At 43.2% G+C, this 19,118-nt stretch carries 17 protein-coding genes and 1 pseudogene; 15 read left to right on the forward strand and 3 right to left on the reverse strand.

Annotation, left to right across the window (positions count from 1 at the left end; translation table 11 throughout):
• Position 1: 1 nt before the first annotated feature.
• A complete protein-coding gene (locus OTG27_RS21155; RefSeq protein WP_268938020.1) occupies positions 2-544 on the reverse strand; it encodes a methylated-DNA--[protein]-cysteine S-methyltransferase in 543 nt (180 codons plus the stop codon).
• Positions 534-1,130: a bifunctional transcriptional activator/DNA repair enzyme AdaA gene (locus tag OTG27_RS21160; RefSeq protein ID WP_268938021.1), complete on the reverse strand. Its 597-nt coding sequence runs from the start codon at positions 1,128-1,130 to the stop codon at positions 534-536. Before OTG27_RS21160 ends, OTG27_RS21155 begins: the two co-directional genes overlap by 11 nt.
• Before the next feature lie 173 nt (positions 1,131-1,303).
• On the opposite strand from OTG27_RS21160, the gene OTG27_RS21165 reads away from it, so the two are divergent.
• Positions 1,304-2,230, forward strand: a complete 927-nt coding sequence (locus tag OTG27_RS21165) for a DNA-3-methyladenine glycosylase family protein (protein WP_307730146.1) — start codon at positions 1,304-1,306, stop codon at positions 2,228-2,230.
• A 435-nt stretch (positions 2,231-2,665) separates the two neighbouring features.
• Positions 2,666-2,856 (forward strand): annotated as a pseudogene (locus OTG27_RS21170) (collagen-like protein); the annotation flags it as partial.
• A 35-nt stretch (positions 2,857-2,891) separates the two neighbouring features.
• Here the strand turns inward: OTG27_RS21170 and OTG27_RS21175 are convergent.
• Positions 2,892-3,248, reverse strand: coding sequence for a hypothetical protein (locus OTG27_RS21175; RefSeq protein ID WP_268938022.1), 357 nt, complete (start codon positions 3,246-3,248; stop codon positions 2,892-2,894).
• 174 nt (positions 3,249-3,422) lie between these two features.
• On the opposite strand from OTG27_RS21175, the gene OTG27_RS21180 reads away from it, so the two are divergent.
• The 13 genes from OTG27_RS21180 (at position 3,423) to OTG27_RS21240 (ending at position 19,117) form a co-directional block, all read left to right on the forward strand.
• Entirely contained in the window at positions 3,423-5,018 is a 1,596-nt protein-coding gene (locus tag OTG27_RS21180; RefSeq protein WP_268938023.1) for an ATP-binding protein, read from the forward strand.
• Positions 5,012-5,701 (forward strand): response regulator, encoded by a 690-nt coding sequence (locus tag OTG27_RS21185; RefSeq protein WP_268938024.1) that lies wholly within the window; start codon positions 5,012-5,014, stop codon positions 5,699-5,701. Before OTG27_RS21180 ends, OTG27_RS21185 begins: the two co-directional genes overlap by 7 nt.
• Before the next feature lie 87 nt (positions 5,702-5,788).
• On the forward strand, positions 5,789-6,019 hold the full coding sequence (locus OTG27_RS21190) for a hypothetical protein (RefSeq protein ID WP_268938025.1): 231 nt from the start codon (positions 5,789-5,791) through the stop codon (positions 6,017-6,019).
• Positions 6,020-6,234: 215 nt separating this feature from the next.
• Positions 6,235-7,527, forward strand: coding sequence for a CitMHS family transporter (locus tag OTG27_RS21195; RefSeq protein ID WP_268938026.1), 1,293 nt, complete (start codon positions 6,235-6,237; stop codon positions 7,525-7,527).
• A gap of 202 nt (positions 7,528-7,729) precedes the next feature.
• Positions 7,730-9,673, forward strand: a complete 1,944-nt coding sequence (locus tag OTG27_RS21200; protein ID WP_268938027.1) for a PTS mannitol transporter subunit IICBA — start codon at positions 7,730-7,732, stop codon at positions 9,671-9,673.
• An 86-nt stretch (positions 9,674-9,759) separates the two neighbouring features.
• Positions 9,760-11,850 carry a BglG family transcription antiterminator gene (locus tag OTG27_RS21205; RefSeq protein ID WP_268938028.1) on the forward strand — a complete coding sequence of 697 codons (2,091 nt, stop codon included), beginning with the start codon at positions 9,760-9,762 and terminating at the stop codon, positions 11,848-11,850.
• A 5-nt stretch (positions 11,851-11,855) separates the two neighbouring features.
• Positions 11,856-12,998, forward strand: a complete 1,143-nt coding sequence (locus OTG27_RS21210; RefSeq protein WP_268938029.1) for a mannitol-1-phosphate 5-dehydrogenase — start codon at positions 11,856-11,858, stop codon at positions 12,996-12,998.
• A 556-nt stretch (positions 12,999-13,554) separates the two neighbouring features.
• Positions 13,555-15,084 carry a nickel ABC transporter substrate-binding protein gene (gene nikA, locus OTG27_RS21215; protein ID WP_268938030.1) on the forward strand — a complete coding sequence of 510 codons (1,530 nt, stop codon included), beginning with the start codon at positions 13,555-13,557 and terminating at the stop codon, positions 15,082-15,084.
• Positions 15,085-16,038, forward strand: a complete 954-nt coding sequence (gene nikB / locus OTG27_RS21220) for a nickel ABC transporter permease (RefSeq protein ID WP_268938031.1) — start codon at positions 15,085-15,087, stop codon at positions 16,036-16,038.
• Positions 16,029-16,868 carry a nickel transporter permease gene (gene nikC / locus OTG27_RS21225; protein WP_191928698.1) on the forward strand — a complete coding sequence of 280 codons (840 nt, stop codon included), beginning with the start codon at positions 16,029-16,031 and terminating at the stop codon, positions 16,866-16,868. The genes nikB and nikC overlap by 10 nt, the downstream gene beginning before the upstream one ends.
• Positions 16,865-17,662: an ABC transporter ATP-binding protein gene (locus tag OTG27_RS21230; RefSeq protein ID WP_268938032.1), complete on the forward strand. Its 798-nt coding sequence runs from the start codon at positions 16,865-16,867 to the stop codon at positions 17,660-17,662. Before nikC ends, OTG27_RS21230 begins: the two co-directional genes overlap by 4 nt.
• Positions 17,659-18,423 carry an ABC transporter ATP-binding protein gene (locus OTG27_RS21235; protein ID WP_268938033.1) on the forward strand — a complete coding sequence of 255 codons (765 nt, stop codon included), beginning with the start codon at positions 17,659-17,661 and terminating at the stop codon, positions 18,421-18,423. The genes OTG27_RS21230 and OTG27_RS21235 overlap by 4 nt, the downstream gene beginning before the upstream one ends.
• A gap of 289 nt (positions 18,424-18,712) precedes the next feature.
• The gene (locus OTG27_RS21240) at positions 18,713-19,117 is read left to right on the forward strand and encodes a DoxX family protein (protein WP_268938034.1); all 405 of its coding nucleotides are present in this window, start codon (positions 18,713-18,715) and stop codon (positions 19,115-19,117) included.
• The last annotated feature ends 1 nt before the right edge of the window (position 19,118 follow it).

Raw genomic sequence — 19,118 nt, forward strand, 5'->3', positions numbered from 1 at the left:
CTTATAGCCGGATGCTTTTTTTGCAGTCAGATTGTGCTTCCAATTCAAGTAGATATCGTTTCATCTCCGTACCTCCACGGTAGCCGGTAATGGCCCCGTTTTTTCCGATAACCCGGTGACATGGCACCGTGATCAGAATTGGGTTGGCTCCAATGGCCGTACCAACCGCACGAACAGCTGCAGGTCTTTGGATGATTTGGGCAATATCGGAATAGGAACAGGTTTGTCCATAGGGTATTTGATTCAGCGCTGCCCAAATTTCTTGTTGAAAGGGCGTGCCTTTTACATCTGCAGGAAGGGAGAAAGTTTGCCTGGTTCCTTCGAAATATTCTTGTAGTTCTTTTAGATAGGGATTTAATGCTTTTTCATTTTCAACAAGGTTCGCATTTGGAAAGCGTTTTTGCATCATGGACTTCAGTTCTTCATACGTTTGACCGGGAGAGCCTACATAGCAAAGCCCTTTTTCCGTCCTGGCAACATATAATTGCCACTTATCATAATGCAATATGGCCCATTCAATGGTTTGTTTTTTATCATTCTTCATTTTCTTCACGCTCCAAAGCTTGAGTTTTGAGATAAGCATTTCTATATCCTGAAGGGGTATTCCCCATTTTCCTTTTGAATAACGTCATGAAATAGGGTGTACTGGAGAACCCGGCAGTGAAGCCTATTTCAGTTATCGGCAGTTCGGAGGTTTCCAGCAGCCTCGCCGCTTTTTCAAGGCGAAGCCGCTGAATGTATTCAGTGGGCGATATTCCCTTCACTCGCTTGAATGTTCGTTGTAAATGATACGGGCTGCCATGGGAAATATCCGCCAATTTGTTCAAAGTGAGGGGTTCGCTGTAATGGGTGTCGATCCATTCTGCTATTTGTTCAACCCATTCTTCTGTCGGCACATTCAGTCCTTCCGGTTTACATCGTTTACAAGGCCTGAACTCCTCTTCCAAAGCCATCATGGCATTTTTGAAGATCTTCACGTTTTCCTTATTAGGCACCCTTGATTTACAGGAGGGCCTGCAAAAGATGCCTGTCGTAATTACCCCGTATAAAAAATGATCATCATATGTTGCATCACAATCTATAATAGCTTTCCAATATTCATTCGGGAAATCTGCTTTTTTCGGATTCACTGCATTCACCTCTCCATTTAGTATACAAGAAAGGGTTGATATACAAACATTTTGATAATATAAAAGCAAGATAACGTAATTGTTAATAAATTTTGTTAAAATTAGGGAGTTAAATGAAAGAGCAAGATAACGTATCGGTTTGTCATTAGAATAAAGCTAAAGGAGGGAGCAGGATGAAAAAGACATTATCACATGATGAAGGCATGATGGAATTGAGGATTCATGCACCAAAAGAGTTTCGTTTTTCGGAAAATCTTAAATATTTATCAAGATCCTCCAATGAATGTCTGTTCGATATTGTTGATCAAAAAATTTATCGAGCACTTGTTGTCGAAAACGAGACGCTTTTAGTAGAAATCAGTGCGATGAATGAAACGGAGCTGACCGTCCGTTTCCCAGGAAGAACAGCACCGATGGAAAATCAGGTAAAGGATGCTGTTTGCCAATACGTTCGTCACTGGTTCGATCTTGAGACAAATCTGCTTCCTTTTTATGAGCTGGCCCAAAATGACCCTTTATTGCAAAAGCCGGTAAGCCAATTCTTCGGCTTGAGAAATATGGGCATCCCTGATTTATTTGAAGCGATTGCCTGGGGAATACTTGGTCAGCAGATTAACTTGACTTATGCCTATACCTTGAAACGGAGGCTTGTGGAGGGATTTGGTGAATATGTTGAATTTCAAGGAAAGCAATATTGGCTGTTTCCGACACCTGATGCAATCGCGAAATTGACCGTCGAAGATTTTGCCGATTTGAGGATGACGGTAAAGAAGTGTGAATATTTAATAGGTGTTGCTCAACTGATTGCAGAAGGGGAACTTACTAAAGAAAAGCTGTTGAATGCAAAGAATGTAAAAGAGGCTGAAAAAATGCTGACCAACATACGGGGAATCGGTCCGTGGACAGCGAACTATGTCTTGATGCGCTGTTTGCGTTTTCCAGCAGCCTTTCCAATCGATGACGTCGGGCTGCATAATTCCATGAAACTGCTCATGCAAACAGAAGCAAAACCAACGAAAGCGGAAATCCTGAAACTATCGGAAGCATGGGCTGATTGGGAATCCTATGCAACCTTCTATTTATGGAGATTGCTATATTGAATCCCGGGATAAAACTGCAGTAACGTCGATATATCCCTATATTCGGAGATAAAACTATAAATTACGACGATATATCTTTATTCGGAGATAAACAGTAGAATTCGTTGATATATCTCCATATTCGGAGATAAACAGTAGAATTCGTTGATATATCTCCATATTCGGAGATAAAACTGAAAGTAACGTCGATAAAACTCCATATTCGGAGATAAAACAATAAATTTCGTCGATATATCTCTATATTCGGAGATAAAACAATAAATTTCGTCGATATATGTCCATATTCGGAGATAAAACAATTAATTACGACGATATATCTCCATATTCGGAGATAAAACAATAAATTACGTCGATATATCTCTATTCGGAGATAAAACAATAAATTACGTCGATATATCCCTATATTCGGAGATAAAACTGCAAATAACGTCGCTTTCAGCATTTGCGATAGATCCGGGTGCGATTTCGTTTTGTCTGTTTTTTTATAACTAAACAATGGTGCGCGTTTCTGGTATTACCCCATCTTTGTCGGTCCGCGTTCTGTTGCCGGCTTCAGGTGGAATGGCAGGTTCTGGACGATTTTTGGCATCGATACAAGACAAATCAATTCATTTACCTGTTTTTGAAAAAATGCTCAAAGGAAATGTTTCCTTTGAGCATTTTATGTTTCTGATTGTTTTGCTTTCTTCCAATACGAAAAGGTATGGTAGCAAGACAGAAGCAGCACTATCCAAAGAAAAACATTATTAAGAGAAATGCCTATCGTTGATCGTCCCCCTAAAGCGGTCAACATTCCGACTAAGGAAAGGAGATACAAGGTGGAAAACAACTGCTCCTTGAACTTCGCACCATGATCGGCATGACGATCTTTCTTAAATAGGATACTGAGAAATAATCCTATCATAACGCCAAGAAGCACCTCAGATGAAATGATATCAGAAAGAAAGAAGACTGGAAAAAAATCATAAATCAGCAAAAGGGTGAGGATGATCATATAAATCATTTGAAAAGGATTCAATTCAGCACTTCCTTTTTTGTTAAATTATACCTTGTTTTGTTGCTTAAATCCTTTCATTCTTGAATGTGGCTAAATAAATGGCCAACAATGTTCAATATTTAATAGAAATGGTAAAATCATTATGCTCCTATAAAAATTAGTGAATGAAAATGAAAATAGAGGATGCTGTTGAATATGAGGAAAGTATCGCTGGAAACCAAGATTCTCGGGTTAGTCTTATCGTTGAGCCTGTTTTTGATCCTGTTATTGACGACTAGTTTTTCCTATATGGAGGGAAGGCAAATAGCGAAGGATAAAGGTCAATTGGCGTTGGAGCTTTCAAAGACGATTAGCTTCATGCCTACCGTTACAGAGGCTTTTGAGACGGATGATCCCGCTGGCATCATCCAGCCGATTGCCGAAAAGATCCGCAGGGAAACAGGTGCTGAGTTCATCGTTGTGGGGAATGCAGAGGGAATTCGCTATTCCCATCCGCTGGCTTCCGAAATTGGGAAGCGGATGGAAGGCGGGGATAATAGCAGGGCCATTCAGGAAGGCGAATATTATGTCTCCGAAGCGGCAGGATCACTCGGTCTTTCCATTCGGGGGAAGTCACCGGTATTCAATGAGGATGGAAAAATAATTGGAATCGTCTCCGTCGGTTTTTTGGTGGACGATGTCCGCGCCCAAATTTTCAAGGATTTGTCCAAGGAGATGATTGTATCTTTAGTGGCCATCATGATCTCGATCATTGGCAGTTATATGCTGGCAAGGAGCATACGTAAAGATACCCTGGGGCTGGAACCATTTGAAATCGCCAATTTATATAAAGAAAAAAATGCAGTGCTTCAATCGGTGAAAGAAGGGATTCTGGCCATTGACCAAAATGGGCTGATTACCTCGATGAATCAGCCGGCAAAAAAATTGCTGGATATTAAAGAGTCCGTTCGCCATTTGAACGTCGATGGCCTATTTCCTTCGAAATATTTATTCGAGGTGCTAAAGTCCGGTGAACCGCAAGTGGATAAGGAGATTTCATGGGAAGACAAATCCGTTATCGTCAATTGTACGCCGATTTTCGATAGTGAAGGGGTAAGCGGTGTTGTCGCTTCGTTCCGTGATCGAACGGAAATTGAGGAAATGGTCAACACACTATCCGAAGTGAAGATGCATTCAGAGGATTTAAGGGCACAAACCCATGAATTCACCAATAAACTATACGTCCTTTCAGGTTTGATACAATTAGGGGAATACGATGAAGCAATCGAGATGATTCAAAGCGAAACATCCGAATTGCATTCCCTGAACCGTGTCGTGTTCGAACAGATAAAGGATACAAAGGTACAAGCCCTGTTACTTGGCAAGATCGGGAAAGCATCGGAGAAGAAGATCATCTTCGAAATAGATGCACAAAGTTACCTGGAGAAACTGCCGGATCATATAAAACTGTCACAACTAACATTGATTCTAGGAAACATTATCGATAATGCACTTGAAGCGGTTTCAGGCATGGAGGAGCCGCTCGTGAAATTTTTCGCCACAGATATCGGAAATGATATGGTATTTGAAGTGAGTGATAACGGAAAAGGAATACCTGAGGATGCCATCGCCCATATTTTCGATAGGGGTTTCACTTCGAAAAACAGCGGAAGTCCGAGTGGTTATGGACTTTCGAATGCTGATCATGTCGTAAAAGAGCTTGGCGGCATCATCGAAGTTCAAAGCGAGGATGGGAACACCATATTCACCGTTTATCTTCCTAAAGAACAGCGAGGAGGGAAAGAATGCTGAAGATAAGAGCAGTCATTGCAGAGGATGATTTTCGTGTAGCAGATATCCATGAAAAATTCTTGAAAAACTTTGATGAAATAGAAGTGGTCGGAAAAGCTGTCAATGCCAAAAAAACGCTTCGGATTTTGGAACAAAAAAGCCCGGATTTGCTTTTGCTTGATGTTTATATGCCAGATCAGCTTGGTACAGACCTCCTTCCGGACATACGGAAAAAATTCCCGAATGTGGATATCATCATGATTACCGCGGCAACGGATAAAGAACAACTGGAAAAGGCGATTCACTATGGTGTTGAGAATTATTTAATTAAACCAGTGGAGATGAAGCGTTTCAACCAAGTTATTGAAGAGTATCTGAAGAAAGTCCATCTGATGAAATCCAAACAAGAGATAGACCAGGATTTTGTGGATCTCATTTTGAAAAAGGGTTCATCCGTATCGGAATCGAACGATGGGCAGGCCCTGCCGAAAGGGGTCGACGAAATCACTTTGGCGAAGGTGATCGAGGTACTCGAAGGAAGCGATATCGGTTTGTCGGCTGAGCAAGTGAGCGGACAGATCGGTGCTTCAAGGACAACCGCGAGACGCTATCTGGAATACTTGATATCCGTTAAGAAATGTAAAGCGGAAGTCGTATATGGGGTAGTGGGGAGACCTGAGCGAAGATATTATAAAATTCAATAGAATTAAGTGAGAGACACCTTCAAGATTGAAGGTGTCTTTTTTAGGCTGTTTTCCCATACTTTGTTGCTATTTACCAGGTAGTGAGTTGTGGTTGATTTCCCACTTCAGATGCTCGCTTTCCTTGGTGCGGGCGGTGAGCCTCCTCGGCGTAAACGCCTGTTGGGATCTCACCTGTCCCGCTCCTCCCGCAGGAATCTCGCACTTCCGCTCCAATCAACCTTAAATAGTTTCGTTTTAAAAACAAATACACCAACGACCAATATAGATTACGGCTGTGACCTTTTGGACGGACCGGAAAATTTATCATTTGAAGAATAAATGCGCGGAACATTTTCTTGAATATTCGCTTATTTCCTTAGAGAACGCGCCATTCAACCCGGGGAATGGCGTTCGGTTCCTCCTCGAAAAATCGGTTCCGTGAACACAATGAACACAATTAACAAAATAGTTTTAAAACACAATAAATTGAGAACGCTTACAAATGAAGCGGTTTCATATACACTTTATCTTATTAGAAGATAGGAGTGATAGATATGCTCGCTTTATTAGGATACTTGATGATAGTAGTGTTTATGATTTTAATTATGACAGGGCGACTTTCAGCCATGATAGCTTTGATTGCAGTACCAAGTGCCTTTGCACTTATTGGCGGGTTTGGCGGTAAAATGGGTGAGATGGCGCTGGAAGGGATCAAAGACGTTGCGCCAACGGGAATCATGATTTTATTTGCGATCCTTTTCTTTGGCATTTTGATTGATGCTGGGGTTTTTGACCCGATCATCAATACGATTCTTAAGGTTGTAAAAGGAGATCCGGTGAAAATTGCCATCGGCACGGCAGTCCTGGCTTTGCTGATTTCCTTGGATGGAGATGGAACGACTACTTATATGATAACGATTTCTGCCATGCTTCCGCTATATAAACGGATTGGAATGAGACCGCTAGTATTGGCCGGCATTGCCGTTTCGTCATCTGGAGTCATGAACCTTCTTCCTTGGGGAGGCCCTACAGCACGGGTGATGACCGCTTTAAAACTTGAAATGTCCGATGTGTTCACACCCGTCATTCCAGCGATGATTGGCGGAGTCCTATTCGTCCTTTTCATGGCATACTGCCTGGGTAAAAAAGAAAGAAAGAGAATCGGGATCATTGAAGTCGATTATCATGCTGTGGCACAGCACGCGGCTGCAACGGAAGATGCTTATCTAAAACGGCCTAAAATGATCATATTCAATTACGCATTGACTCTTACACTGCTGGTTGCGCTGATCATGGAACTTATGCCTTCAGCTGTTCTGTTCATGGTAGGTTTCGCGATTGCCATTACGGTAAACTATCCGAAACTCAGTGATCAGAAAGAACGTGTAGCAAACTATGCGGACAATGCTTTATCCGTCATTTCGATGATTTTTGCAGCAGGTGTTTTCACTGGAATCCTTGCCGGCACGGAGATGGTCGATGCCATGGCAAACTCTTTGATTCAGCATATTCCAGATCAAATGGGCGCACATTTTGCTGTCATTACAGCCGTCATCTCAGCACCATTTACGTTCTTCATGTCTAATGACGCATTTTATTATGGGGTTCTCCCATTGCTTGCTAAAGCGGGAGCTGCTTATGGAATTGACCCTGCCCTGATCGGCAGAGCTTCACTATTGGGGCTTCCCGTCCATCTGTTAAGCCCGCTTGTTCCATCTACCTATCTATTGGTTGGAATGGTAGGGGAAGATTTCGGTGCCTTGCAGCGCACTTTCCTGAAATGGGCATGCGGATCGACGCTTGTCATGATAGTGGTTTGTGTCCTATTGGGAATCATCCCGCTATAAAGCTTTAAAGAGTCCCATTCGCCACGATGCGAACGGGACTCTTTTCTGTCTGCATCAAGCGCTGAATAAATCTGGAAAAGTGAGATACATTATGTTTGTCTTCTCTTTCGCGACAAAGTTAGCTTTTTCTTTTATTGAATGAGGGATGTACGTACCTTAAGATTAAAGGAAACAATATTAATAAGAAGGGAAGAGAGCAAAAATGGCTCACTTTAATATAAAAGTTGCAGTTCAAAAGTTCGGTAACTTTCTAAGTTCAATGGTCATGCCGAATATATCAGCTTTCATAGCATGGGGGCTAATCACTGCCCTATTCATCCCATCTGGTTTTCTGCCAAATGAAAGCCTTGCCAAAATGGTTACACCGATGGTTACGTTTTTATTGCCGCTTTTAATTGGGTATACGGGCGGTAAGCTAATCCATGACCACCGCGGCGGCGTAGTCGGTGCGATTGCGACAATGGGCGTCATCGTCGGATCTGACATCCCGATGTTCCTTGGAGCCATGATAATGGGACCGTTCGGCGGTTATGTCATCAAGAAATTCGATCAATTGATTGAAGGGAAAATAAAAGCCGGTTTTGAAATGCTTGTTAATAATTTTTCGGCGGGGATTATTGGAGGCTTATTGTCCATTCTATCCTTCTTGGCCATCGGGCCTGCTGTTGACGTATTTACAGGCTGGCTTGTAGCAGGAGTCGATTGGCTTGTCGGTACAGGTTTACTGCCGTTGACAAGTATCCTGATCGAGCCTGCCAAGGTCTTGTTCTTGAACAATGCCATCAATCATGGTGTACTATCACCAATTGGTGTAGAGCAAGTCAAACAAACAGGGGCTTCCATCCTGTTCCTTCTGGAATCGAATCCAGGACCAGGTATCGGCGTACTGCTCGCTTATTGCTTTTTTGGAAAGGGAACGGCGAAGAAATCGGCGCCAGGAGCTGCCATCATTCATTTCTTCGGCGGGATCCATGAAATTTATTTCCCTTATATCCTAATGAAGCCGATGTTATTCTTAGCCGTCATTCTTGGAGGCATGAGTGGAGTTTTCACATTGGTCCTACTAGGCGGAGGATTGTTCGCTCCAGCATCTCCAGGCAGCATACTTGCCATTACAGCGGTAACTCCGCATAATGCAGGTGCATATATTGCTAACTTTGCAGGCGTCATCGTAGCCGCCCTTGTTTCATTCATCGTCGGTGCATTCATCCTGAAAACAGGAAAGCAATCTGAAGAAAATATTGAAGATGCCGCGAAAAAAATGCAAGAAATGAAAGGCAAGAAAAGCTCTGTTGCCGATGTATTCGCTTCAGAGCCGGGAACGATGCCAACAAACGTAAGCAAAATAATTTTTGCCTGTGATGCCGGAATGGGATCAAGTGCGATGGGGGCTTCGCTGCTTCGCAAGAAGGTGAAGGAAGCCAGATTGAATATCACTGTTACAAATACGGCGATCTCAAACATTCCTGCTGATGCACAAATCGTCATTACACAGGAGGAGTTAACTCCAAGGGCACAGAATAAGGTTCCGAATGCCTATCATGTATCCGTCGATAATTTCCTATCGAGCCCTGAATACGATGCATTGCTTGCACGGCTTCAGGATGACGGTACAGATGAGCTGCATGAAATCGTCGAAGATGCTGAAGAGAAGGTTCCCGGTGTTCGTGAACATTCAATCGAACCTGGCATCGACGAGGATGAGCCGGAAGGTAATGAATTGCTTCGTGAAGAAAATGTCTTCCTTAATCAACAGTTCGCCAATAAGGAAGAAGCGATCCGCTTTGCGGGAAGAGCTTTGGTCAATGCAGGTTACGTTAAGGAAAGCTATATTGAAGCGATGATTGCCCGTGATGAATTGACTTCAACCTATATGGGGAACGATGTAGCCATTCCGCACGGAACCGAGGAAGCAAAGAAAGATGTCCTTAAATCCGGATTTACCGTTTTACAAATTCCTGATGGTGTCGACTTTGACGGCCAAAAGGCACGATTGATATTCGGCATTGCAGGCAAGGACGGGACACATCTTGAAATTCTATCTGGCATTGCAGTTACATGCTCTGACATGGAGAATATTGAAAAGATGGTTAAAGCCACATCAGCCAGGGAATTGATGGATATTATAAATGTAGAAAATAATTAAATACTCTTAACCAAGAATAGAAAAGCGTTATACGCTTTTCTATTCAGTATTTTCTCGTGTTACTCCACCAGAAATGAGTTGGTAGCATGTATATTACTTCAAGGGAAAAATCAATCATAGAATTAATCATAAAAACTTCAGGAAAACATACAGCCTTATCCATTGCGACACAATTGAATGTTAGTGTCCGGACGGTTCAACGCGATTTGAAGTCCATAGAAAAAATTCTGCAATCATTCGAGTTGCATTTAACACGCAATACACATGAGGGACTGTCCATCGACGGGAAGAATGAACAAGTCTTTCGGCTTGTACAGCATCTGATGGGCAATCATCCGATCGATCAAACGCCACAAGAAAGAAAGCTGCATCTTCTTTTAGCTTTACTGCAGGAAGAATCCTATAAAACCCAAGTTCTTGCGGGGGATCTCGGAATAAGCATTACGACTCTTACAACCTATTTGGACGAACTGACCGAATGGTTAAAGAATTTTAATATCGTGATTACCAGAAAAAGGGGAGTCGGAATAGAGCTTGCCGGCACCGAAGAAAATAAACGGAAAGCCCAGGCAGCCTATTTCTTGCACTTCTTTAATGAAGAGCTGATTGAAAGTTTATTTTTGCTGCAAGAAGGGAAATTTCCAGAAGCGAAAATCCTCGACTATTTCGATCCCGAATATCTTCTGGCTATCGACGGGGTGCTGAACTCAACTTTTAACAGTGCCCACTCCCGGTTGGCGGATAGCGGGTATATAGGGTTAATTGTACATATTTATGTAACCCTGCAAAGGAATGAAAGCCAATATTTTTTGGAGAAGGATTTCAATAAAATAAGCGAACTTTCCGATGAGACTAATCTCATGAATAAAATAGGCAAGGAACTCAGCGCCATGCTGGAAGTCTCTTTTACCATCGATGATATAAGCTACCTTGCAGCCATCCTTAAAGGCTCCAAGCTTCATGCGGCGGATGCCGTTCCCTATGACAGTGTATTGCTTGGCCAGCTGATAAGAAACCTGATAAAAGATGTTTCGGCACAACTGCAAATCGATTTGACCAAGGATTTCCCATTGTATCAGGGGCTCCTCGCCCATATGGAACCATCGCTTTTCCGGATCAAACAGGAAATGGGATTGTACAACCCCTTAACCGAAGATATTAAGCGAAAGTATCCGGTTCTCTTTTTGGCAGTGAAGACCAGTCTGGAAAAGGGATTCAAAGAAATAAAAGAATTTCCTGAAGATGAAATAGCCTTCATCGTCCTTCATTTCGGATCTGCATTAGTGCTGCGGGAGGAAGAAATATCAATAAGGGCACTCATTGTTTGCCCGACAGGTATCGGTACGTCGAAGATGCTTGCAAGCCGGATCAAAAAGGAAATCATCGAAATCGAGACTGTAGAAATCAAGACGATCAAAGACATCCAGCAGCAGGGCAGCCTGAAAAACTATGATGTGATCATTTCTACCGTCCGGCTTCCGTATATCGATAGTGATTATATCCTTGTATCCCCTCTTTTGAGTGAAGAGAATATTTTGAACATCAGGAATTATTTAAGGAAGAATATCGAAAACTTCACGAAGAATAAGCGTTATGGCATTCAGTCAGCCGATAAGGATACCATGACCAAAAAAGAGGATGGCGAACTGAAAGAAGTGCTGCAGGAATTGAAAGATGCCCAGCAGAGCATCAAATCGATCATGGATAATTTCCGGTTTTATCGGCTGCCGCATCGGAAAGGACATCCAGAAATCATCGAAGAAATGGTGAGGATGGCTGAAACGGAAGAACTGCTGATGGGTGCTGATGATGTGGTCGGATCCTTGAAGGAACGGGAAAAAAAGGGCGGTTTAGGCATTCCGGGCACGGGGATGGGCCTTTTCCATACGAGACATAAGAATGTAAAAGAACTGATATTTCAGGTGGCTCACCTGGAGGAATATCGTCTCGTCAAAGGTATGGACGGCAATGACGTCCATATGAAAAATTTACTGCTGATGCTGGCGCCTGAAGAATTGAGTGTGAAGCAGCAGGAAATCGTCAGCTTAATAAGTTCAAGCTTAATTGAAAGCAATGAATCCATCATGATTTTTTCATCTTCGGACGAAGAAATGATTAGAAGAAGGCTGGAAGCCATATTTTTGGATTATTTATATACTAACTTGATAAAGGGATGATTGTAATGAAACAAGCAGTACATTTCGGTGCAGGAAACATTGGAAGAGGATTTATCGGAGCACTTTTTTCACAATCTGGATATCATGTGACATTTGTAGATATAGCTGATCAAATCATCGATCAGTTAAATGATAAAAAGCAATATCAAGTCAAACTGGCCACTGATCAACAAGAATCAGTCACTGTGAAAAATGTTTCGGGTTTAAACAGTTTAAAGCAGGAAGAGGAAGTCATTAAAGCAATTTCCGAAGCAACCTACCTCACCACTGCTATCGGTCCCAATATTTTGCCTCATATCGCTCCTTTAATTGCAAAAGGATTGGCATCAAGAGTGAAGGAAAACGATGAAAAACTATATGTGATCGCTTGCGAAAACCAAATATCGGCAACAGACCTTTTAAAAGGCTACATTCTGGAAAACCTGGATCAAGCCACAAAGGAAAAACTAGCCGATAAAGTCTACTTCTTCAACTCAGCAGTCGATCGCATCGTTCCTATCCAAAATAACGAAGGATCACTCGATGTTTTGGTGGAACCTTATTATGAATGGGTCGTTGAAACGAAGGAAAGCATACCTGCCGTTGAAGGGATGACCATTGTAAAAGAACTCGCCCCCTTCATTGAGAGAAAACTGTTTACCGTTAATACAGGGCATGCCGTCATTGCTTACCTCGGTTATCTCAAAAATAAAAAATCAACGATTGACCAGTCATTGGAAGACGCAGGCATTGTGGAGCAAGTTAAGAAAACCCTTGGGGAAACGGGTGCCTATTTAATAAAGCAATACGGTTTGGATGCAGGTGAGCATCAGCAGTATATCGAAAAAATCATTAATCGTTTTAAAAACTCCTACCTGAATGACTCGGTGAATAGAGTCGGACGTTCACCGCTGCGTAAACTCGGGCCAAACGACCGTCTCGTGCGCCCTGCCGTAGAAGCACAGAAAGCCGGACTTTCCTATACAAATCTGGCGAAAGCGATAGCGGCCGCTTTACTCTTTGATTTTAACGAAGATGAAGAAGCCCTTAAACTGCAAACGATGATCAAAGAACACGGTGTAGCATCAGCACTTAAGGAAGTTAGCGGCTTGGACGAGAATAGCGAAATCACCGAAGAAGTCATCAACCACTACAACAACTTGAAATAAAAGCCGAAGAACTCCTGAAATCCTTTTTCAGGAGTTTTTTACTTAATCAAAAAGCCAATCATCGAAGGAACTGGCATCCGATAATAAAACTCAAAAAAACCTTGTAAACAGTAATCATTACGTTTTATAATGGAAGACAATCAAGACAAGAGAGAGTGTTTTAAAGAATAAATCGTAATCATTTTGATTTATTAGACGAAAAGCACTGAAAGAATGGATTGAAAAAGGAGGATTCGTGCAATAAATTGAGAATTTGGTGCAGTTTTTATAATTTGGTGCTATTGCAATAGATTTAGCGCTGTTAATCAAGGGTTTAGAGCAAATACTCGTGAATTTGGAGGATTTACTCGTGAGTTTAGAGCAAATACTCGTGAATTTAGCACATATACTCGTGAATGGATGTTTTCTCTCGAGGAGGATTACATAGTTTGATTTCGGATAAGCATTCGGCGGTGTGTTACGTCGTTTGATGATGGTAAAGCCGCAACCTAAATCGTAATCAATACGATTTTAAAACAGTCAATAAAAATAGTTGAGGTAATGGAGGAAATATATCGTGTTCAGAAAATGTAAATTGATTTTTATTGTATGTTTATCAGTCTTTCTTTTGGCTGCTTGTTCCACCGAGTCTGCGAAGGATCAAGCGGGAGGGAAGAAGGAAGTGAACTTGCTTTTTAATTTTGCGACTAGCTCGCTTGATCCGAATGTTGATACTAGTTATGTGTCGCTTAGGGCTGGCATCACTGAGACATTGGTGCATCTCAATGATAAGGATTTGACCATCGAACCTTGGCTGGCGAAGAGCTGGGATAGCAAGGATGGTCAATTATGGAATTTTGAGTTAAGGGAGGGTGTGACGTTTCAGAATGGAAAGCCGATGGATGGCAAAGCGGTGAAGGCTTCCTTGGAGAGGGCGATGAAAGATAGTCCGGCGATCAAGAATGCTTTGCGGATTGAGTCGATTGAAGCGGACGGGAATGCGCTGACCATTAAGACGGTGGTTCCTTTTCCTGAGTTTCCTTCTGAATTGGTTCATCCAAATACATCGATTATTGATGTGAAGGAAAGTGACTATATAAACAAGCCGATAGGAACCGGGCCATTTGCCGTTTCGAAATTCATACCAGGTACGGCTGTTGATTTAATCCGATATGAGTCTTACTGGGATGGAGCCGCAAAGCTTGAGAGTGCCAGGTTTTCGTTTAATGAAGATGCCAATGCACGGTCTCTTGCCCTTGAATCGGGAGACGCTGATATTGTTTTCCGTCCGGAAGTGGAAAGCTTGGAAAATTTAGAGGCGAAAGATGGTGTGAAGGTTGAATCGACATCGACTTTCCGCGTACATCAAATGACGATGAATTTGGAACGTAAAGCATTGCAGGACATACACGTCCGGAAGGCGGTTGATGCCTTGATCGATCGTCCATCCATTGCGGAAGCGATTTTACATGGTCATGCTGAAGTGGCGACGGGGCCATTCCCATCCACTTTCTCTTTTGCCCCGGATTATCCGAAAAAAGCGAATGGAATGGAAGCCGCTAAGGCGTTTCTTGATCAGGCGGGATATAAGAAAGTAGATGGTGTCATGCAAAAAGACGGTAAACCGTTAACGTTTACACTGCTTACATACAGTTCACGTGCCGACCTGCCGTTAATTGCTCAAGTTTTTCAATCGGATGCCGGTCAGTTGGGGATTAATGTGAATATCAAGCAAATAGAAATCCCTGAAGAATATATGGCTTCCAATCGCGATTGGGATTTAACGACCTACAGCAATTTAACGGCTCCGAGAGGGGATGCCGGTTATTATTTAAATGCTACTTATCATCCAAAGGGTGCCTTGAACTTCAGTGGGGCTGATGATGATCGCCTGACGTCCCTGATTGATGAGCTGAACGTGACGGTCGGGCAGGAGGAGCGCTCGGATTTAGCTGAGGAGATTGCGATGTATGTGGATGAAAAGGTGTATAATTCATTCATTTTACATCCGAATACACTTGTTGCTTATGATGCCGATAAAGTTAAAAACTGGATCACTTCGAGAAGCGAATACTACATGCTGACGAATGAATTGGATGTGAAGTAAATGTTTCGCATCTTAGTCCGCCGGTTCATTGAGGTAGCGATTTTTGTTCTTGTGATTACATTCATTTCTTTCCTTTTTGTTCGGCTTGCTCCTGGCGACCCGGTTCTCTCGATACTTCAAGTGGATGATGTATCGGTCACAAACGAGCAAGTCAATGAGCTTCGTGAAGAATTAGGGTTCAATGATCCGCTGTTCGTGCAGTATGGCAATTGGTTTGCGGACTTTATCCGATTGGATTTCGGGCATTCCTATCTGACGAATCAGCCTGTGATGGAAATGATCATGAGCGGGCTGCCTGCAACACTTGAGCTGGCGGTTGGTGCATTGCTTGTCATGCTTGGTATAGCGATTCCGTTAGGTTCGCTTGCTGCCTTGTACAAGGGGAGCTGGATCGATCAATTCAGCCGGGCCGTTTCTTTATTGGGGGCAGCCATTCCTAGCTTTTGGCTGGGGCTGCTTTTGATAGATTTATTTGCGGTACGATGGGGAGCCCTTCCAACGATGGGCAGGGACGGGTTTCGTTCTTTGATTCTTCCGTCGGTCACGCTGGGGCTGGCCATCACAAGTGTGTACGTCCGTTTGCTGCGTTCGAGCTTGATAGATTCCCTCAGTCATGATTTCATCAGGGCTACCCGATCTAGGGGGATTTCAGAGATGCGGATATTCTTTGCCCATGCATTTCGTTATAGTTTGCCACCGGTCATTACCGTATTCGGCGTCAGCCTTGGCAGCCTGATCGGCGGTGTAGTCGTGATCGAAGTTATTTTTGCCTATCCGGGCATAGGTAAGATGGTCGTGGACTCGATTCGGTCGCGGGATTATCCAGTCATCCAAGGGTACCTGCTGGTCATGGCCATTATTGTATTCATGGTTAATAGTGCCGTGGATTTATCTTATCGCTATTTAAATCCGGAGCTAAGACTGAAGGAAAGGAAGCATGGAAAATGGAGTTAGTTATCAAAGGAAAATCCAAAAGGCGCTGGAGAATGACCGTCTTATTTACGGTGATGGCGACAATCCTTGCCGTTGCGGCTTACACCTTTCTTATTGTGAAACATGATCCGGCACTGGTCAATCTGGAAGAAAGGCTATGGCCGGCGAGCATGGAACATCCGTTAGGGACGGATCATCTAGGGCGTGATGTATTGACGCGCCTTCTGCTTGGTGCACAGCTGACGGTTGGCTACGGCCTCTTATCTTTGTTTGCCGCAGTTATCATCGGCGTCCCGTTCGGGATGATTGCCGGTTTTAAAGGAGGTCTGATCGATCGGATCTTCATGCGCATTGCCGACGCGTTTCTCGCATTCCCAGATACGATTGTTGCCATTGTTCTTAGCGGTTTATTAGGACCGGGAATCGAAAATCTCCTGTTGGCGATCGTTCTGGTGAAATGGGTGAATTATGCCCGGCTTGTGCGAAGTACGGTGATCACCGAACGTCAGAAGGAATATGTCACAGTTGCTAAAATCAATGGATTAAGTTCATTTGGGATCATGCGGAAGCATCTATTTCCGCACCTTATCGGGAATGTGCTTGTCCTTTCTAGCCTCGATTTAGGAAAAATCATTTTGCTCATATCTTCCTTATCATATATCGGGCTCGGTGCGCAGCCGCCGGCACCGGAGTGGGGAGCCATGCTGAATGATGCCCGTCCATATTTTCAATCCAATATGTTGCTGATGATTTACCCAGGGCTCGCCATCGTATTTGTCGTCCTTCTAACCAACATGCTCGGTGATTATTTGCGCGATGCATTCGATGTGAAAAAGGAGGTGGGATCATGAGCATTTTATCCGTGAGGCAGCTGCATATCATGGGAAAGCAAAATCATATCGTCAAGAATCTTTCATTAGATGTGCAGGAGGGTGAGTGGTTCGCACTTGTCGGACAAAGCGGGAGCGGCAAAAGCATGACGGCCATGGCAATATGTCAGCTGCTTGCACCCAATCTTCAAGCGAAGGGGGAAATATGGTACGGGGAAAAGAATTTATTAACCCTATCTTCCTCAGAAATCAGGAAGGTTCGCGGAAAGCGCCTGGCCTATATTTTTCAAGATTACCAGGGTTCATTCACACCGTTCCTTACCATCGGTCAGCATTTCGACGAATATCAGCGAACACATTTGAACCTTTCCAAAAAGGCAAGGAGGCAGCAAGCGGTCAATGCGCTCATATCGGTGGGCTTGAGCGACGATATCTATTGCAGATACCCTTTTCAATTAAGCGGCGGTCAGCTTCAACGCGTATCCATTTCAATTGCCCTGCTGCTTGAACCTGATATCTTGATAGCGGATGAACCGACCACAGCCTTGGACAGTGTATCTTCCTTTAAGGTCTTGCAGCTGTTATCAAAGCTCCAAAAAGAAACCGGATGTGCAATCTTGTTCATTACCCATGATTTACGTCATGTCAGGAAGTATGCGGACCGCATTGCGGTCATGAAAGACGGAGCCATCATAGAGACCGGTGATAAAAATCAGGTATTTAATCATCCGCAGCATGCTTATACGAATGAACTGATTCAATCATCGCCATCATTGAGGAGAATTACATTTAAGCTTGAAGGAGTGTCAGGATGAGTTTATTAGACGTGCGAAATGTCCATAAAAGCTATGATAACGGAGTGGAAATACTAAGGAACGTGAATTTCAGCATGGAAAGGAAGGAATGCCTCGGGTTAGTGGGGGAGAGCGGCTGCGGAAAAAGCACACTGGCAAGACTCATCCTTCAGATTGAATCTTTTGACAAGGGCAGCATCCTATTTGAAGGAACCGAGCTGCAAAACAAAAGCGAACGCAGTTTAAAACCGTATCGCAAGAACATCCAGGCCGTTTTGCAAAATCCTGCATCGGCTTTAAATCCAAAACTAAGGATAAAGGATTCATTAATGGATCCATATCTTCAATTTGGCAGCCAGGTCAATTTGAAATATTTTACGTATACAAGTGAAGTGAACTTTATCGGACAGCTCCTGGAAACGGTGGAGCTTCCAAGGAGTTTTGCTGAACGTTACCCGCATGAGCTAAGCGGCGGACAAAAGCAGCGGGTGACCATTGCGCGTGCAATCAGCATCGAACCGGCCCTCATTCTATTGGATGAACCGGCTTCAAGCCTGGACGTGCTGTCTCAAGCGGCAGTGCTGAAATTGTTAGGCGGGCTGCGGGAGACTTTGGACACTTCCTACCTTTTTATTTCTCATGATCTATCGGCTGTACAGGAGCTGAGCCAACGGATCATGGTGATGAAAGCGGGTGTTATTGTGGATTCTTTCGAGAAAGAACGGCTTTTTTGCAGCGATCGCCATTCATACACAAAAGAACTGATTTCGATGTTTGAATAATGAAGTTGTGTTTATTTGAGTTTTAAATCGCAATGATTTCGATTAACTTTAATGCTTAAGGAGGAGGTAAGGTGGCATGTTAGGAATTCGGGAGAACGATTGCAGATTCTTTCATCATCAATTCAACCATTTATTACACATTTAAATAGTGGCACCATATAACGAGTTGCTTTCGGCAATTCGTTTTTTTTAGGTAAAAAAATGAATTCCAATAAACTTACTTGACATTATAAGCTTATGAAAATATAATTACTTACATAAAGTAACCGACAAAAAGGAGAATTCATACATGAATAAAAATGATGCAGGTCAAGTTTTGTTAAGGGTGATTTTAGGTCTTACTTTTTTCATTCACGGCGTTTCAAAGTTTCAAGGGGGCATAGGAAATACGGCGGGATTTTTCGATAGCCTTGGAATTCCTGGCTTCATGGCATACATCGTTGCAGGAATCGAATTGATTGGAGGACTTGCGGTTATACTGGGTTTGGGAACACGAATCGTATCCGTCCTATTTGCGGTCATTATGGCGGGGGCGATTTTCACGGCTAAATTACCTGCCGGTTTTCTTGGAAACGGGCAAGCGGCGGGTTACGAACTGGACTTGGCACTGCTTGCCATGTCTGTCTATCTAGCGTGTGCAAACCGCACGGTTCTTTCTTTGGATAACGTGAATTTCAATAAAAAAGGGAAGTGAC

This window comes from Peribacillus sp. AS_2 (assembly GCF_026891895.1).
Lineage (GTDB): Bacteria > Bacillota > Bacilli > Bacillales > DSM-1321 > Peribacillus > Peribacillus frigoritolerans.

Bases quoted from the DNA above. Each gene is read 5' to 3' on its own strand.
- OTG27_RS21240 (WP_268938034.1), top strand. From the start codon at position 18,713: ATGAATAAAAATGATGCAGGTCAAGTTTTGTTAAGGGTGATTTTAGGT.
- OTG27_RS21195 (WP_268938026.1), top strand. From the start codon at position 6,235: ATGCTCGCTTTATTAGGATACTTGATGATAGTAGTGTTTATGATTTTA.
- OTG27_RS21165 (WP_307730146.1), top strand. From the start codon at position 1,304: ATGAAAAAGACATTATCACATGATGAAGGCATGATGGAATTGAGGATT.
- OTG27_RS21180 (WP_268938023.1), top strand. From the start codon at position 3,423: ATGAGGAAAGTATCGCTGGAAACCAAGATTCTCGGGTTAGTCTTATCG.
- OTG27_RS21185 (WP_268938024.1), top strand. From the start codon at position 5,012: ATGCTGAAGATAAGAGCAGTCATTGCAGAGGATGATTTTCGTGTAGCA.
- nikB (WP_268938031.1), top strand. From the start codon at position 15,085: ATGTTTCGCATCTTAGTCCGCCGGTTCATTGAGGTAGCGATTTTTGTT.
- OTG27_RS21230 (WP_268938032.1), top strand. From the start codon at position 16,865: ATGAGCATTTTATCCGTGAGGCAGCTGCATATCATGGGAAAGCAAAAT.
- OTG27_RS21210 (WP_268938029.1), top strand. From the start codon at position 11,856: ATGAAACAAGCAGTACATTTCGGTGCAGGAAACATTGGAAGAGGATTT.
- nikC (WP_191928698.1), top strand. From the start codon at position 16,029: ATGGAGTTAGTTATCAAAGGAAAATCCAAAAGGCGCTGGAGAATGACC.
- OTG27_RS21155 (WP_268938020.1), bottom strand. From the start codon at position 544: ATGAAGAATGATAAAAAACAAACCATTGAATGGGCCATATTGCATTAT.
- OTG27_RS21200 (WP_268938027.1), top strand. From the start codon at position 7,730: ATGGCTCACTTTAATATAAAAGTTGCAGTTCAAAAGTTCGGTAACTTT.
- OTG27_RS21235 (WP_268938033.1), top strand. From the start codon at position 17,659: ATGAGTTTATTAGACGTGCGAAATGTCCATAAAAGCTATGATAACGGA.
- OTG27_RS21205 (WP_268938028.1), top strand. From the start codon at position 9,760: ATGTATATTACTTCAAGGGAAAAATCAATCATAGAATTAATCATAAAA.